General features: G+C 71.4%; 16 protein-coding genes. 9 read left to right on the forward strand and 7 right to left on the reverse strand.

Annotated features, from left to right (window positions below):
- Positions 1-60: 60 nt before the first annotated feature.
- The 4 genes from ABZX79_RS34080 to ABZX79_RS34095 all read right to left on the reverse strand — a co-directional run bounded on the left by ABZX79_RS34080 (position 61) and on the right by ABZX79_RS34095 (position 4,738).
- Positions 61-1,224 (reverse strand): sensor domain-containing diguanylate cyclase, encoded by a 1,164-nt coding sequence (locus ABZX79_RS34080; RefSeq protein WP_355266645.1) that lies wholly within the window; start codon positions 1,222-1,224, stop codon positions 61-63.
- Positions 1,225-1,282: 58 nt separating this feature from the next.
- A complete protein-coding gene (locus ABZX79_RS34085; protein ID WP_355266648.1) occupies positions 1,283-2,083 on the reverse strand; it encodes an enoyl-CoA hydratase-related protein in 801 nt (266 codons plus the stop codon).
- Positions 2,084-2,124: 41 nt separating this feature from the next.
- The gene (locus ABZX79_RS34090) at positions 2,125-3,231 is read right to left on the reverse strand and encodes an adenylate/guanylate cyclase domain-containing protein (RefSeq protein WP_355266691.1); all 1,107 of its coding nucleotides are present in this window, start codon (positions 3,229-3,231) and stop codon (positions 2,125-2,127) included.
- Positions 3,232-3,856: 625 nt separating this feature from the next.
- Entirely contained in the window at positions 3,857-4,738 is an 882-nt protein-coding gene (locus tag ABZX79_RS34095) for a biotin--[acetyl-CoA-carboxylase] ligase (protein WP_355266651.1), read from the reverse strand.
- Between the two features lie 105 nt (positions 4,739-4,843).
- Here ABZX79_RS34095 and ABZX79_RS34100 point away from each other — a divergent pair, with 105 nt between their 5' ends.
- Together ABZX79_RS34100 and ABZX79_RS34105 are read left to right on the forward strand one after the other, a co-directional pair.
- Positions 4,844-6,439, forward strand: coding sequence for an acyl-CoA carboxylase subunit beta (locus tag ABZX79_RS34100; RefSeq protein ID WP_355266654.1), 1,596 nt, complete (start codon positions 4,844-4,846; stop codon positions 6,437-6,439).
- 15 nt (positions 6,440-6,454) lie between these two features.
- Positions 6,455-6,658, forward strand: coding sequence for an acyl-CoA carboxylase subunit epsilon (locus ABZX79_RS34105; RefSeq protein WP_355266657.1), 204 nt, complete (start codon positions 6,455-6,457; stop codon positions 6,656-6,658).
- Between the two features lie 53 nt (positions 6,659-6,711).
- Here the strand turns inward: ABZX79_RS34105 and ABZX79_RS34110 are convergent, their stop codons facing one another.
- On the reverse strand, positions 6,712-7,977 hold the full coding sequence (locus ABZX79_RS34110) for a GDSL-type esterase/lipase family protein (protein ID WP_355266659.1): 1,266 nt from the start codon (positions 7,975-7,977) through the stop codon (positions 6,712-6,714).
- 76 nt (positions 7,978-8,053) lie between these two features.
- On the opposite strand from ABZX79_RS34110, the gene ABZX79_RS34115 reads away from it, so the two are divergent.
- The 4 genes from ABZX79_RS34115 to ABZX79_RS34130 all read left to right on the forward strand — a co-directional run bounded on the left by ABZX79_RS34115 (position 8,054) and on the right by ABZX79_RS34130 (position 10,387).
- Positions 8,054-8,689, forward strand: a complete 636-nt coding sequence (locus tag ABZX79_RS34115) for a TetR/AcrR family transcriptional regulator (RefSeq protein ID WP_355266661.1) — start codon at positions 8,054-8,056, stop codon at positions 8,687-8,689.
- A 71-nt stretch (positions 8,690-8,760) separates the two neighbouring features.
- A complete protein-coding gene (locus ABZX79_RS34120) occupies positions 8,761-8,889 on the forward strand; it encodes a hypothetical protein (RefSeq protein ID WP_355266664.1) in 129 nt (42 codons plus the stop codon).
- A 41-nt stretch (positions 8,890-8,930) separates the two neighbouring features.
- Complete coding sequence (locus ABZX79_RS34125) at positions 8,931-9,173, forward strand: ribbon-helix-helix protein, CopG family (protein WP_355266667.1); 243 nt, start codon at positions 8,931-8,933, stop codon at positions 9,171-9,173.
- 608 nt (positions 9,174-9,781) lie between these two features.
- Complete coding sequence (locus tag ABZX79_RS34130) at positions 9,782-10,387, forward strand: nucleoside triphosphate pyrophosphatase (protein WP_355266670.1); 606 nt, start codon at positions 9,782-9,784, stop codon at positions 10,385-10,387.
- On the opposite strand, the gene ABZX79_RS34135 is transcribed toward ABZX79_RS34130, so the two are convergent.
- Entirely contained in the window at positions 10,368-11,864 is a 1,497-nt protein-coding gene (locus ABZX79_RS34135) for a PLP-dependent aminotransferase family protein (RefSeq protein WP_355266673.1), read from the reverse strand. The two genes, ABZX79_RS34130 and ABZX79_RS34135, sit on opposite strands and share 20 nt — an antisense overlap.
- Positions 11,865-11,892: 28 nt before the next feature.
- On the opposite strand from ABZX79_RS34135, the gene ABZX79_RS34140 reads away from it, so the two are divergent.
- Together ABZX79_RS34140 and ABZX79_RS34145 are read left to right on the forward strand one after the other, a co-directional pair.
- Complete coding sequence (locus tag ABZX79_RS34140; RefSeq protein ID WP_355266676.1) at positions 11,893-12,498, forward strand: LysE family translocator; 606 nt, start codon at positions 11,893-11,895, stop codon at positions 12,496-12,498.
- 18 nt (positions 12,499-12,516) lie between these two features.
- Positions 12,517-13,212, forward strand: coding sequence for a phenylalanine--tRNA ligase beta subunit-related protein (locus tag ABZX79_RS34145; protein ID WP_355266679.1), 696 nt, complete (start codon positions 12,517-12,519; stop codon positions 13,210-13,212).
- A gap of 26 nt (positions 13,213-13,238) precedes the next feature.
- On the opposite strand, the gene ABZX79_RS34150 is transcribed toward ABZX79_RS34145, so the two are convergent.
- Positions 13,239-13,712: a hypothetical protein gene (locus ABZX79_RS34150; protein ID WP_355266682.1), complete on the reverse strand. Its 474-nt coding sequence runs from the start codon at positions 13,710-13,712 to the stop codon at positions 13,239-13,241.
- Between the two features lie 363 nt (positions 13,713-14,075).
- Here ABZX79_RS34150 and ABZX79_RS34155 point away from each other — a divergent pair.
- Positions 14,076-14,962: biotin carboxylase N-terminal domain-containing protein (locus tag ABZX79_RS34155; RefSeq protein ID WP_355266685.1), on the forward strand; the 887-nt coding region annotated here is incomplete at its 3' end.

Here is a 14,962-nt window from a genome sequence, read left to right on the forward strand (position 1 = left end):
CGGGTCGGGAAAAGCGCCGCAGGCACCGCCGCCGCACCCGCCACCCGCACCCACTCCCCCTCACCCCCCGTCCTCCCCGGGGTCCCGCCCCCGGAAAGCCCGCCGATCATGCGGAGCCGGCGGCACCGCGTCCGCGAGCCGGACCACCGCTCCGTCCCGCCCCGCCACCACCGGCTTCAAAGAGCGCGCCGCCTTCGCCCGGTACTGCGCCGCGTCGGCCAGCCGGAAGAGCCGGCGCGCGGTACGGACCGGCCCGATCGGGTCCCCCGTCGAAGCGACTCCGCACGCGACGCCCTCCCCCAGGTCCATCCCGCCCGCCCGTACGCACAGATCCTCGGCCACCTTCACCACCGCGTCCGACGACGGCCCGACCGCGAGCAGGCAGAACTCATCGCCCCCGAGCCGCGCCGCCAGCGCCCCCGGAAGCATCGCGCCGCACACCGACAAGACCGAGCCGAAACGTTCTAGCAGCCGGTCGCCCACCGCATGGCCGAGCGAGTCGTTCACCCGCTTCAGCCCGTTCAGGTCGCAGACCACAAGACTGACGACCGTCCCCGACTCCCGGTGCCGCTCCACCGCCTCGTCGAGCCCTATGTCGACCGCCCGCCGGTTCGCCAGCCCCGTCAGCGGGTCCGTGAACGCGAGCTTGCGGACCTCCTCCAGCAGCTCCGTCTGGGCGATGCCGGCCGCCACCACCGACGCCAGCACCGTGGCGAAGTCCGCGTCGGACCGGTCGAAGACCGGCGCCCCGGCCGGCCGCGCCACATACAGCTCGCCCCACGCCTGCCCCCGCAGCACGATCGGCGCGACCACGCAGGACCCGCGCCCGCGCCGCCGCAGCGCCGCCACCCGCTGATGGCAGTAACCGGTGGCGGACGCACCGGCGGACGCACCGGTGGCCCCCTCCGCCGTCTCGACCCACGCGTTGGGCTCGCCCCCGCCCGCCCACTCCTCGTGCAGGAACTCCGCGATCTCCGGAAACTGATGTACGGGATAGGTCTCCCCCTCGGGGAACTCCTCCTCCCCCGCCGCCCGCTCCCCCGCGTTCACCAGCACCCGCAGCTGCCCCAGCTCGCGTTCCCACACCGAAACCGCCGCGAAACTGCCCCCCAGCGCCTGCTTCGCCCCCAGAGCGGCCGCGCGCCAGGATTCACGCGGGGTGTGCGCCGCCGCCATCGCCTGCGCCAGCGTCACCACGGCCCGCAGCCGCGCATCCTCAGCCATTCCCCCAGCTTAGGGAGTTTGGGGAGGTTTTTGCCTATTCACCTATTCGTCTATTCGCCTATTCGCCCGGCCACTGGGGCGTGCGCTTCTCGTTGAACGCCGCCACACCCTCCGCGCGGTCGCCCGAGAAGGCCACCGACCGCCACGCCGCGTCCTCGACCTCAAGACCGGCCCGCAGATCCAGCCCGTGCCCGAGTCGCATCGCCCGCTTCGCGGCCCGCAGCCCCACCGGCGAGTTCCCGGCGATCCGGGCAGCGAGCGCCAGCGCCTGCTCCCGGTCCTGCCCCTCGTCCACCAGCTGGTCGACGAGCCCGAGCACGGCCGCCTCCGCCGCTTCCACCCGCCGCGCCGTGAACACCAGCTCCGCCGCCCGCGCCGCCCCGACCCGCCGAGGCAGCAGCTGCGTACCGCCGCCGCCCGGAATGACGCCCACCGACACCTCGGGCAGCCCGACCACCGCCGTACGGTCGGCCACGATCAGGTCGCAGGCCAGCGCCAGCTCGAAGCCGCCGCCCAGCGCGAAGCCGTGTACGGCGGCGATCGTCGGCATGGGCAGCTCCAGTACGCCGGTGTACGCACCCCGGGCGACCGGCCGCTGGCGTACCAGCTCGGCGTCCGTGAACGCATTCCGCTCCTTGAGGTCCGCGCCGACGCAGAACGCCCGCTCGTTGCTGGACGTCACCACCGTCACCCGCACCTGCGGGTCCGCGCCCAGCGCGTCGCACGCCGCCGCGATGGAACGGGCCATGTCCGTGGACACCGCGTTCATCGCCTTGGGCCGGTCGAGGACCAGCTCGGCGACGTACCCGTGCCGCTGTACGCCGACGAACTCCCCGAACCGCTGCTGTTCCGCACTCATGCCGCACACCCTCCCGGTTAACGATCGTTACCGGGAGGATCCTAGGTGGGGCGCCGGGTCAGAAGCCATGGCTCGACCGTGCCGAGCCCGCGTACCGGCCGCTGCCACATCGGCTGGAGCGCGAAGCGGTACGAGGGCGGGGCGACGCCCTCCTTCTCCGCCATCTCCGCCTCGGCCGCCGCCTCCGCCTCGGAGACCGGCGCGTCGCCGGTCCGCGACAGCTCCTCGGCGAGCGCCCCGTCCACCAGGAGCGCGTCCTTCGGCGCTATCGAGGTGAGCCTGCTGGCCAGGTTCACGGTCGTACCGAAGACATCGCCCATGCGGGTGGTGACCGTGCCGAAGGCGATGCCCACGCGCAGGGCCGGCATCGTCTGGTCGGCGGCCATGGTCTCGATGAGCCGCAGCGCGATCTCCGCCGCGGTGCCCGCGTCGTCGGCCGCGTAGAGGACTTCGTCGCCGAGGGTCTTGATGAGCCGGCCGCCGTGCGCCGCGACAAGGTCCGCGCAGGTCGTCTCGAACGCCTCGACCAGCTCGCCCAGCTCCTCCTCTTCCAGCCGCCGCGTCAGCCGAGTGAACCCGACGAGGTCCGCGAAGCCGACCGCAAGCCGCCGGTCGACCATTTCCTCGTCGTCGGCGGCCTGGACGACCCGGCCGGTCGCGGCGGCGAGCTGGCGCCGCCAGACGTAACGCAGGAACTCCTCCAGCTCGGGGAGGAGCAGCTCGACCAGCGGATACGTGACTTCGGTACGGGTCATGCCGGGCTCGGGCGGCTCGGTCAGCCCCTCCAGGAAGGAATCGATCTGCCATTCCGCCAGCCGGGCGGTCGTCTGCCCGGTGGACCGGGCGACCTGCACCGCCATCGGCTCGCTGAGCAGCCCGGCCTCGACGAGACCGGCGAGCCGCCGCAGGGCGAGGACGTCGGCCTCGGTCAGGGCCTTGGCCTGCCCGATGTCGGCGAAGCCCATGGCCCGCCAGAAGCGGGAGGCGAGGTCCATGGAGACACCGGCCGTACGGGCGGCCTGAAAGGGGGTGTAGCGGCGCTCGGCGCCGAGGATCAGCTGTTCGAGGCGGATGGCGAGCGGATCGTCGGTCGGCTCGGCCGTGTGGTCGACGGCGTGGTGAGGGGTGGGGTACGGCGAAGGCTCCACGGCCGCGGGCACCCCGCTCTCGGTCCCGTCCGCCCGCAGCACCCCGTGCCCGGGGCCTGTGCCTTGTCCCTGGCCCGCGCCGGCCTTCGGACCGGAAGACGGCGCGGCCTCGCCAGGCGAATCCGCCTGCGACGCGGGAATGCGGCCCTTCGGCGTACCCGAACCGGAGCCTTCGCGTCCCGAGCCTTCATGCCCGGAGCGCTCCCCGGAGCCGGAGCCCGCACCCGCTTCCGCACCGCCCCCGGCGTCGCCAGGCGCCTCGCGCCCGTGCGACTCACCGGGCCCCGAGTACGGCTTCGCGACCGCGCCGGGGCCGGTCTCGTGCTCGGTCTCGTTTTCGCTCTCGTGGGGGTCTTCCCCGGCGGCGGACAGGTCCGCGCCGCGGCCCGACGGGGCTGCCGCACCCACAGAGGACTCCTCACCCGCACCGGAACCGGACGGCGCAGCCGCACCCGGCTCCGGGCTCGTACCCGGGTCCGGCCGCGCACCCGCGGAGGACCCCGCGTCGTCGACGGTCACCTACCGCCTCCTGCCCGTTCCCTGCGCACTGCCCTGTGTCCTGCCGATCGTCTGTCGCACCGATCCGTCGCGGATCGCCTCAACGATACGGCAGGTGTGCCCTAGCTCACTCCCCCGTCCCGCGCGTCTCCTCTGTACTCGCCCCCGGCCTGAGGTGTACGACGTCACCTGCTCCCACCGGCTGCTGAACCCCCTCGGCGGTCGCCAGCACCAGCCTCCCGTGGCCGTCGATGGCCACCGCCTCGCCGGTCACCGACCGGCCGCCGGGCAGCTCGGCCCGTACCGTTCGGCCGAGCGTGGCGCAGCCCGCCGCGTACGCCTCCTGGAGGCGGCTGGCCGCCGGATCGCCGCCGGACGCCCGCCAGTCGCCGTACCACTGACCGAGCGAACGCAGCACCGACCGCAGCAGCGGATCGCGGTCCGTCGAGACCGCTCCCGCGAGCGCGAGCGACCCGGCGCCGGGGATCGGCAGCTCCTTCTCGGTCAGGGTGACGTTGATGCCGATTCCCACCACGACGCCGTCCGCCGCCCGCTCGGCGAGGATGCCGCCGGCCTTGCGTTCCTCGCCACCGACGGTCACCAGGAGGTCGTTGGGCCACTTGAGCGCCGTATCGACGCCGGCGGACTTGGACAGCGCGCTCGCCACCGAGACGCCGACGAGCAGCGGCAGCCAGCCCCACTTCTCGACCGGCACCTCGGTGGGCTTCAGCAGTACGGAGAAGAAGAGCCCGGAGCGTGCGGGCGCCGACCAGCGCCGGTCGAGGCGCCCGCGGCCCTCGGTCTGCTCCTCGGCGACGAGCACCGCGCCTTCGGGCAGGTCCCCGGCCCGCCGGGCGAGGTCGGTATTGGTGGATCCGACGGAGGGGACGACGTCCAGGGACGTCCACAGGCCGCCCGGTCGCACCAGTGCGCGGCGCAGCGCGGGGACGCTGAGCGGCGGCCGGTCGAGGTCGGACCAGCGGTGGTCTGAAGCATCGGGAGGCGTCATGCAACCCAGCGTAGGTGTGGCAAACGACGCACTGCCGAGCGGCACACGCGCCGCTACGCTACGTGCCAGTAGCCGTCCGCTGACCAGGCAGGGAGCCGCAACCCGATGTCCGAGCCCGAGACTGCCAACTCCGATGCACACAGTCATACGACCGCGGGCAAGATCGCGGACTTGCAGCGCCGTATCGACGAAGCCACGCACGCCGGCTCCGCGCGCGCGGTCGAAAAGCAGCACGCCAAGGGAAAACTGACGGCGCGTGAGCGGATCGACCTGCTCATGGACGAGGGGTCGTTCGTCGAGCTCGACGAGTTCGCCCGGCACCGCTCGACGAACTTCGGCATTGAGAAGAACCGCCCGTACGGCGACGGAGTCGTCACCGGCTACGGCACGGTCGACGGCCGCCCGGTCTGCGTCTATTCGCAGGACTTCACCATCTTCGGCGGGTCGCTCGGCGAGGTCTACGGCGAGAAGATCGTCAAGGTCATGGACTTCGCGCTGAAGACCGGCTGCCCGGTCGTCGGCATCAACGACGGCGGCGGCGCGCGCATCCAGGAGGGTGTGGTCGCGCTCGGCCTGTTCGCCGAGATCTTCCGCCGCAATGTGCACGCCTCGGGCGTCGTACCGCAGATTTCGCTGATCGTCGGCCCGTGCGCCGGCGGCGCGGTCTACTCGCCCGCGATCACCGACTTCACGGTGATGGTCGACCAGACCTCGCACATGTTCATCACCGGCCCGGACGTCATCAAGACGGTCACGGGTGAGGACGTCGGCTTCGAGGAGCTCGGCGGCGCCCGCACCCACAACACCACCTCCGGTGTCGCGCATCACATGGCGGGCGACGAGAAGGACGCGATCGACTACGTCAAGTCGCTCCTGTCGTACCTCCCCTCGAACAATCTCAGCGAGCCGCCGGCCTTCCCGGAGGAGGCGGACCTGGCGACGTCCGACGAGGATCGCGAGCTCGACACCCTCATCCCGGACAGCGCGAACCAGCCGTACGACATGCACACGGCCATCGAGCACGTACTGGACGACGGCGAGTTCCTGGAGACGCAGGCGCTCTTCGCGCCGAACATCGTCACCGGCTTCGGGCGGGTCGAGGGCCACCCGGTCGGCATCGTCGCCAACCAGCCGATGCAGTTCGCCGGCTGCCTCGACATCAACGCCTCCGAGAAGGCCGCGCGCTTCGTCCGTACCTGCGACGCCTTCAACGTCCCCGTCCTGACCTTCGTGGACGTGCCGGGCTTCCTGCCGGGCGTGGACCAGGAGTACGGCGGCATCATCCGGCGCGGCGCCAAGCTGATCTACGCGTACGCGGAGGCGACGGTCCCGCTCATCACCGTCATCACGCGCAAGGCGTTCGGCGGCGCGTACGACGTCATGGGCTCCAAGCACCTTGGCGCGGACCTGAACCTGGCGTGGCCGACCGCGCAGATCGCGGTGATGGGCGCGCAGGGCGCGGTGAACATCCTGCACCGCCGTACGATCGCCGCCGCCGACGACCCGGAGGCGACCCGCGCGGAGCTGATCGCCGACTACGAGAACACGCTGCTGAATCCTTACGTCGCCGCCGAGCGTGGCTACGTCGACGCGGTGATCATGCCGTCGGAGACGCGCCGGCACATCGTGCGCGGCCTGCGTCAGCTCCGTACGAAGCGGGAATCTCTCCCTCCGAAGAAGCACGGCAACATCCCGCTCTAGGAAGGGCCGCTGACGATGATCAAGGTCATACGGGGCAACCCGACCCCGGAGGAGCTGGCCGCCGCTCTCGCGGTGGTCCAGGCACGCGCCGCGGCGGCGGGCTCGCCGTCCGGCGTGGAGGAACCGCCGACCGCCTGGTCGGACCCGGCCAGGGTCGCGCGGCACCGGCTGCCGCAGCCGGGGCCGACGGCGTGGGGCCGGACGTACTGGCCGGGCTAGGCAGACCACACGAAGGCCGGACCCGCGAAAGGGTCCGGCCTTCGGCATGCCGGCTAGAGGACCTCGGCGACGGTTTTCGCCATCAGCCGGTAGCCCGCGTCGTTGGGATGCAGCGCGTCCCCGTAGTCGTACGCCGGGTTCAGGCGGTCGGGGTCGCCCGGGGCGGCGAGCGCCTTGTCGAAGTCGGCGTACGCGTCGAATTCGCCCGACGTACGGATCCAGTGATTCACCTCGTCGCTGACCCGCGCCGCGTGCTCGCCCCAGTGGTCGGACCCCTTGAGCGGCAGCAGGGTCGAACCGACGACCCGCAGTCCCTTGGCGTGGGCGGCGCGGATCAGCTTGCGGTAGCCGGTGATGAGCTCGGCGGAGGAGACGACGGGCGACGGCTTGTAGGTGGGCTGGTTCTTCGCCTCACTGAAGCCGATGTCGTTGAGGCCTTCGAGTACGACGACGGTGGAGACGCCGGGCTGGTCGAGGGCGTCGCGGCCGAAGCGGGCGGTGGCGCGTTCGCCGTACCACGCGGAGTCGTTGAGGACGAGGTTTCCGCCGATGCCGTGGTTGACGACGGGGCGGCCGGTGCGCTCGGCGAGGGCGTCGGAGTAGCGGCGGTTGGCGTTCGGCGTCGACCCGAAGCTGTCGGTGATGGAGTCGCCGAAGAGGACGATGCCGTCCTTCCTGCGGGGCTTGGCTCCGCCGACCTCGACGCCGGAGAGGTAGTACCAGGACTGGGTGGTGTCGGTGAAGGCGGCGCCGGACGCGTCGGCGCGGTGGTCGCCCTCGGCGCGGTAGGTGTCGGCCCAGGCCTGGGAGTGGAAGGTGGCGGGACCGGTGGTGCCGGCGAGATAGAGGGTGACGGTGACGGACTCCAGCCGGTCCACGGGCAGCCGGGCGGCGTCGCTGCGCAGCTCGCCGCGAGCGGGGATTTCGACGGACCGCTTGCCGGAGAAGGTCAGGTGGCGGACGCTGCCGGCCTCGACGGCGGCGCCCTTCCCGTGTGCGGTACGGGCGATGGTGGCGCCGGTGATCGTGAGCGGAGAGGTTCCGTAGGCGTTGGAGAGGCGGATACGGGCCTGCTCGCCGGAGCCGGTGACGCGGACGACCTGGCGGACGGTCTGGCGGGAGAACCCCTCCTGGGACCAGTTGGGAGTGAAGCCGGTGCTGGGCAGCTGCGGGGACGCGCCCCAGGCGGCGGTCCAGCGGGCGGCGGCGGCGTGCTGCGCGGAGGGGGACGACGGCTGCGCGGCGCCGAGAAGCCCGAGGGCGAGGGCGGACGCGACGACGGGGGCGGCGATTCGGCGGCGGGCGGGCGTGGCGTTCATGACAGCAACCAACCTTTCCCTAATGGGAAGCAAGTTCCGTTAAGATGCGAGGAACGTACCAGACTCGGAGCGCCTAATGGAACAGAATTCCCGTTTGGGAGCCGCATCCTCCCTGACGCCTGGGACCGTGCGCCCTGGCGGGCGGACCGCCAAGGTCCGCGCCGCGGTGCTCGAAGCGACCCAGGAAGCACTTGTCGAAGCCGGCTTCCACGGCCTGAACCTGGACCGCGTCGCGGCGCACGCGGGCGTCGGCAAGACGACGGTCTACCGCCGCTGGGGCTCGTCGGCCGGTCTAGTCGCCGACCTGCTGAGCGACATGGCGGAGCAGTCGGTGCCCGCCGCCGACACCGGCTCGCTGGAGGGGGATCTGCTGGCCAACGCCCAACTCGTACGAGAGACCCTCACGGATCCGCGCATGGGCCCGGTCTTCCAGGCGGTCATCGCGGCGGCGGCGTGCGACGAAGAGTGCGCGCGGGCGCTGAACGGCTTCTACGCGACGCGCATCCGCGCGTGGGCGCCGTGCGTGGAGCGGGCGGCGGGGCGGGGGGAGGTCCCGGCCGGGACGGACGCGGGCGAGGTGATCCGTGCGGTGTCCGCACCGCTGTACTACCGCTTCGCGGTGAGCCGGGAACCGCTGGTGGAGGCGGACGCGGTGCGGGCGGCGGCGGCGGCGTTCGCTGCGGCGAGGGCGGGATCGTTCACGCGGAATTAGTCCATTGGTACTGGCCCGCCTGAGTACAGGTACTCAGGCGGCGGAGCGGTTGCGCCCGCAGGATCGAAGGCATGCTGTGGTCCGACCCGGAGAACGAGCCTCCGAAAGAGCTGCGTGAGGCGCAGGCGATGCTCCGGCGCATGGGCGTGCTGCTGGCGCTGGCGATGGTGCTGGCGATGTTTGTACTCGGCATCCACTGACCCGGCCGGGACGAGCCCCCCATGCATGGCACCCTGCGCCTATGAAGAAGACGACGGTGTACCTTCCCGAGGACCTGAAGCTCCGGCTGGACGCAGAGTCGGCCGCGACCGGTGTCAGCAAAGCTGAGCTGATCCGGCAAGGTATCGCCCTGCTCCTGGACAATGCCCCTCGTCTTGGGAGCAGTCGACCGCTGCCCGCTTTCAACAGCGGCCGAGCGCTTATCCCCGAAGCGATGGACGACGCGGTGTCCGCGCACATCAAGGCGAGGACGGCGCGGCGTTAATCACCGGGGTCGATCACCGCCTGGACTCATGAGCGGAACCGTCCACGTATTCGCGCCTCTCCAGCGGGCGGGGCGAGGGCAGGCCGCCTGCCGCAGGCGGGCCCTCCGCTCACCGGCCCGCACAACCGAAACCAACGCCCGGGGCAGGGGACCGCCCCACAGGCCGGCAGCCGCCAACGGCCCCGAGCCACCCACCGGAGACGCTCACGTACCGGCCCCCCTCCAACGGGCGGGCAGGGTGGGGCAGGCCGCCCGCCGCAGGCGAGCCCTCCACCCCCGGCCCGCACAACGAAACCAACGCCCGGGGCACGGGACCGCCCCACAGGCCGGCAGCCGCCAACGGCCCCGAGCCACCCACCGGAGACGCTCACGTACCCGCCCCCCTCCAACGGGCGGGCCGGGTGGGGCAGCCGCCCGCCGCAGGCGGGCCCTCCACCCACCGGCCCGCAGAGCCAAAACCGACGGCCGGGACCAGGGGCTCGCCCCGCAGGCCGGCAGCCGCCAACCCGGGCAGGCCGCTCGCGGCAGGCGCACCGCACACCGCAAGCGCCGCAGGCGAAGCCCCCGCCCGCCCGGCAGGAGTAGCCGCGCCTCGTACGATGAACCGCATGACAGATCCGCGCCGCCGCCTCGTCCTCGCCTCCGCCTCCCCCGCCCGCCTCGCGCTCCTGCGCCAGGCCGGGCTCGCTCCCGAGGTGGTCGTCAGTGGCGTCGACGAGGACGCGATCACCGCGCCCACCCCGGGCGAGCTCGCGCTCGTACTGGCCGAGGCGAAGGCCGCGTCCGTCGCCGCCCGCCCCGAGGCCGCCGACGCCCTCGTCATCGGCTGCGACTCCGTACTGGAACTCGACGGCCAAGCCCTTGGCAAGCCCGCCGACGCCGAGGACGCCACCGCCCGCTGGAAGTCCATGCGGGGCCGCTCCGGCATCCTCCAGACCGGCCACTGCGTGATCGACACCGCCACCGGCCGCCGCGCCTCCGCCACCGCGTCCACCACGGTCCGCTTCGGCGAGCCGACGGACGCCGAGATCTCCGCGTACGTCGCTACCGGCGAACCCCTCCACGTCGCCGGCGCCTTCACCCTCGACGGCCGCTCGGCCCCGTTCATCGACGGCATCGACGGCGACCCCGGCAACGTCATCGGCCTGTCGCTGCCCCTGCTGCGCCGCCTCCTCGCCGACCTCGGTACGCCGATCACCGCCCTGTGGGCATGACGGCCAGCGCACTGCCCAGCGTCGCGACCCCCTCCCCGATCCCGCCCGGCGAGGTAGCGGCGTAACCGAGTACAAGACCGGGAGGCCCGACCCGCTGCCTGTGCCACGAGAGCGGCTGCGCCTTGACGCCGCGCGCGAGCGCCGCCGCCGCCAAGTCGGTGTCGGGGAATCGCGCGCCGGGGAAGGTGATCATCAGGTGCAGGCCCGCCGCCGCACCGTGCACCACCGCCCCCGGCAGCTGCTCCGCGATCGCCGCGATCATCGCGTCCCGGCGCCGGCGGTGCCGCCCGCGCAGAAGCCGCAGGTGGCGTTCCATCTCGCCCGACTCCATCAGCCGCGCCAGCACCAGCTGCGGCAGCACCGCGTTGCCGAGGTCCGCGAAGCGCTTGGCGTCCACCAGCGCGTCCCGGTACTTCGGCGGCGCCAGCATCCACCCCACCCGCAGCGCGGGCGCGAGCAGCTTCGACACGCTCCCCGCGTAGCAGACCTGCTCCGGGAGCACCGACCGCAGCGCGGGCACCGGCGGCCGGTCGTAGCGGTGCTCGGCGTCGTAGTCGTCCTCGACGATCAGCCCGCCCTCCCCCGCCCACCGCATCAGCTCCCGGCGCCGTACGCCGCCGAGCACCACCCCGGTCGGAAACTGGTGCGCCGGGGTGAGCAGAACCGCCCGCGCACCGGTGGCGCGCAGTTCGTCGACCCGTACACCCTCCGCGTCGACCGTGACCGGCGGGGTCTCCAGCTGCCGGTTGTGCAGATGCTGCCGCGCGCCGAGCGAGCCGGGGTCCTCCACCGCCATCGCCGAAATCCCGTCGTCCCTGAGCACCCGCGCCAGCAGCCCCAGCCCCTGCGCGGTGCCCGACGTGATGAGGACCTCGCCCGCGTCCACCCTGATCCCACGGTTACGGGCCAGCCAGTTCGCCACGGCACGACGCAACTCCGGGGCGCCGCGCGGATCTCCGTACCCGAGATCGGACGCCGACAGCGCTTTCAGTACGGCGCGTTCCGCGCGCAGCCACGCCGCGCGCGGGAACGCGGCCAGGTCGGGCACACCGGGCGAGAGGTCAATGCGCGCCGGTGCGGCGCGCAACGCGTCGAAGACGTCCGCCCCGGGCGGCGTTACGGCGAACGGCGCACTCACGGGCGAACCGACAGCCGGCACAGGCGCGGCGGCGACCGGCGCCGCCACCACCACCGTGCCGCCCCTTCCCCGCCCCGCGACATGCCCGTCCTCGGTCAGGCGCTGGTACGCCTCGGTCACCACACCACGCGATACGCGCAGTTCAGCGGCGAGCACCCGGGTGGCCGGCAACCGGCTCCCCACCGGAAGGCTGCCGTCCGCTATCGCGTCCCGGAGCCTGCGCGCCAGCCAGTCCGACAGCCCGCCGACCGGCGCGTCGGCGATGTTCAGCTGAAGGAAGTCCGACCCGGACGAGGCCGTTATGGACCGGTCGGAGACGTCATCAATGGACCTGTTCACGAGGCCATTGTGACGCGAAAGTAAAAGCATGAACACCGAGTTCTTACTGACTTCCTTGATTGTCGTCGCCACACCCGGCACCGGCGTGCTGTACACGATGGCGGCCGGCCTTTCGCGCGGCGCCCGCGCGAGCGCCGTCGCCGCGATCGGATGCACGCTCGGCATCATTCCGCACATGGTGGCGGCGATCACGAGCCTCGCCGCACTCCTCCACACCAGCGCGACCGCATTCCAGGTTCTCAAATACCTGGGCGTCGCCTATCTCCTCTACATGGCGTGGAGCACACTGCGGGACAAGAACGCTCTCACGGCGGACAAGGACACCGAACCCCGCTCGGCAGCGAAAGTCATCACCTCCGGAATTCTCATCAACATCCTCAACCCGAAACTCACGATCTTCTTCTTCGCGTTCCTGCCTCAATTCGTGAGCGCGGGCGACCCGAACGCCCTTGTACGCATGGCCGAGTTGAGCGCCGTATTCATGCTGCTGACGTTCCTCGTCTTCGCCGCCTACGGACGGTTCGCCGCCGCGATGCGGCGCCATGTCCTGTCGCGCCCCCGCGTACTGACCTGGATGCGCACGGTCTTCGCGGGCGCCTTCGCGGCCCTCGGCGCCCGGCTCGCGTTCCTCTGATCCACGAAAGAAGACTCGATGTATTTCCAGCACGCGAGCGATATCTGGCACGACTTCCCCGAGCTGGCCCCCGGGGTCATCCGCGCCGAAGGAATCACCAAGCACGCCCCCGTCGACCGTACGCTCGCCAAATACAACGCGCTCGCGGAGTCCCGGCTCACTCACTCCACAGAAGGAGAACTGCCCGAGATCCAGGCCTGGCGGCGCGCCTTTTCCAGGATGGGCCACAAACCGACCCAGTACCGCTGCGCCTCCGAATCGCTGCTACGGCGATTCAGGAAAGAGAGATCACTGCCCCGGATTCATCCGCTGATCGACGTGTGCAATGCCGTCTCCCTCGCGTTCGCGATTCCGGTGGGCGTATTCGACGTTTCGGAAATCTCAGGGAATTTGGAAGTCCGCCGTGCGACCGGCGACGAAAAGTACGTGACATTCTCCGGCGGGACAGAGAGCCCCGACCCCCGTGAAGTGATCTTCGCGGACGACGCCGGACAGGCACACGCGCGGCGCTGGACCAACCGGCAGAGCGGCGCGTCCGCCGTCCGTGACTCGACGAGCAGTGTGCTGATCATCGCGGAGGCGATGCACGATTCGGCTCCCGAGGACGTAAGGCGCCTCACCGCCGCGCTCACCGAAGAGCTGAGCGACCTGTGGTCCGTGACCTCGGCATCATCGGCGATCTTGAGCCAGGCCTCGCCCCGGTTCGCGTTGTGATCCGAAAGGACGGTGGCACCGAACCGTCAGGCCGTCGCCGGAGTCCCGTTCTCCGGCGGCCCGGCCGGCGGTGCGTCCACGGGACCGGGAACACCGGCCCGCTCCTCGTCCCGCTTCCCGTACGCGATGACCGACAGCACGACCAGGCCGAAGGTGACCATCATCGCCACGAACGCCGACCAGCCGACCAGCCCGACGCACAACGCACCGAGCACCCCGTGCACCACCGCACACGCGATCAGCAGGATCCGGCCGAGGCGGCCCGGCGGCCGGTCCGAGACCGCCGCGCGCAGCAGGAAGACGCCGCACGCCACCAGGTAGAGGCCGAAGCCGCCGCCCATCAGATACGTCGACGTGGACATCACGTCGGAGTCCAGGCCGGCGAGGGACATCGACTGACTGTTGACGACCTTGCCGAGGATCCAGTGCACGAACACGATCCCGACGGCTTCGACGAACAGCAAGGCCGCAGCCACAGCAGCTATCGGTCTGCGCGCCACGGCGCCCACCCTCTTCCGGCTGTTACCCCAAGTACGTACCCGACGTCTCAAACGCTACTAACGGGTAATCCTCCGTACAAGGGGTAGGACACCGCCGGTCGCACGGCAAAGAATCAATCGCCCGTTCGTAGAGAGTCCACAAAGAAAGCCCGCCCGCCGCTGGGCGGACGGACAGAGACCTGCGCCACACCTGAGGGCTACTGTGCGGTGGAGGAACCCGTCGTACCGTGGTGCGACAAGGGAATTCGCGACTCGCGCGAGCCTCGCATCACGCTCCGTGTGGGCAAGCTCACTATTGGGGATGGGTCGTAGGGCCGTGTCGGTAGTCCCTAAACTCAGCTTGTTTCAAGGAGGGAGCCAATCGTGCGCAAGGTGCTCATCGCCAACCGAGGCGAAATCGCTGTCCGCGTTGCTCGGGCCTGCCGGGATGCCGGAATCGCGAGCGTAGCCGTCTACGCCGATCCGGACCGGGACGCATTGCATGTCCGTGCGGCCGACGAGGCGTTCGCTCTGGGCGGTGACACCCCGGCCGCCAGCTACCTGGACATGGCCAAGGTGCTCCAGGCCGCCAAGGATTCGGGGGCTGATGCCGTTCACCCCGGCTACGGCTTCCTTTCCGAGAACGCCGAGTTCGCCCAGGCCGTGCTCGACGCCGGTCTGACCTGGATCGGCCCGCCGCCGCAGGCCATCCGTGACCTCGGCGACAAGGTGGCGGCCCGGCACATCGCGCAACGCGCGGGTGCCCCGCTCGTCGCCGGTACGCCGGACCCCGTCTCCGGCGCCGACGAGGTCGTCGCGTTCGCCGAGCAGAACGGTCTGCCGATCGCCATCAAGGCGGCGTTCGGCGGTGGCGGCCGCGGCCTGAAGGTCGCCCGTACGCTCGAAGAGGTACCGGAGCTGTACGACTCCGCAGTCCGCGAGGCCGTCGCGGCCTTCGGGCGCGGCGAGTGCTTCGTCGAGCGCTACCTCGACAAGCCGCGTCACGTCGAGACGCAGTGCCTGGCCGACGCCCACGGCAATGTCGTGGTCGTCTCGACCCGTGACTGCTCGTTGCAGCGCCGCCACCAGAAGCTGGTGGAGGAGGCCCCGGCGCCGTTCCTGAGCGAGGCCCAGAACGCGGAGCTGTACCGCGCGTCGAAGGCCATCCTCAAGGAAGCCGGTTACGTCGGTGCCGGCACCGTCGAGTTCCTCGTCGGTGTCGACGGCACGATCTCCTTCCTGGAGGTCAACACCCGTCTCCAGGTCGAGCA

This window comes from Streptomyces sp. NPDC002994, from assembly GCF_040611155.1.
Lineage (GTDB): Bacteria > Actinomycetota > Actinomycetes > Streptomycetales > Streptomycetaceae > Streptomyces.

What these genes read in the sequence shown, in the direction of transcription:
- ABZX79_RS34080 (WP_355266645.1), bottom strand. Translation starts at nt 1,224, where the DNA reads ATGGCTGAGGATGCGCGGCTGCGGGCCGTGGTGACGCTGGCGCAGGCG.
- ABZX79_RS34085 (WP_355266648.1), bottom strand. Translation starts at nt 2,083, where the DNA reads ATGAGTGCGGAACAGCAGCGGTTCGGGGAGTTCGTCGGCGTACAGCGG.
- ABZX79_RS34095 (WP_355266651.1), bottom strand. Translation starts at nt 4,738, where the DNA reads ATGACGCCTCCCGATGCTTCAGACCACCGCTGGTCCGACCTCGACCGG.
- ABZX79_RS34100 (WP_355266654.1), top strand. Translation starts at nt 4,844, where the DNA reads ATGTCCGAGCCCGAGACTGCCAACTCCGATGCACACAGTCATACGACC.
- ABZX79_RS34105 (WP_355266657.1), top strand. Translation starts at nt 6,455, where the DNA reads ATGATCAAGGTCATACGGGGCAACCCGACCCCGGAGGAGCTGGCCGCC.
- ABZX79_RS34110 (WP_355266659.1), bottom strand. Translation starts at nt 7,977, where the DNA reads ATGAACGCCACGCCCGCCCGCCGCCGAATCGCCGCCCCCGTCGTCGCG.
- ABZX79_RS34115 (WP_355266661.1), top strand. Translation starts at nt 8,054, where the DNA reads ATGGAACAGAATTCCCGTTTGGGAGCCGCATCCTCCCTGACGCCTGGG.
- ABZX79_RS34120 (WP_355266664.1), top strand. Translation starts at nt 8,761, where the DNA reads ATGCTGTGGTCCGACCCGGAGAACGAGCCTCCGAAAGAGCTGCGTGAG.
- ABZX79_RS34125 (WP_355266667.1), top strand. Translation starts at nt 8,931, where the DNA reads ATGAAGAAGACGACGGTGTACCTTCCCGAGGACCTGAAGCTCCGGCTG.
- ABZX79_RS34130 (WP_355266670.1), top strand. Translation starts at nt 9,782, where the DNA reads ATGACAGATCCGCGCCGCCGCCTCGTCCTCGCCTCCGCCTCCCCCGCC.
- ABZX79_RS34140 (WP_355266676.1), top strand. Translation starts at nt 11,893, where the DNA reads ATGAACACCGAGTTCTTACTGACTTCCTTGATTGTCGTCGCCACACCC.
- ABZX79_RS34145 (WP_355266679.1), top strand. Translation starts at nt 12,517, where the DNA reads ATGTATTTCCAGCACGCGAGCGATATCTGGCACGACTTCCCCGAGCTG.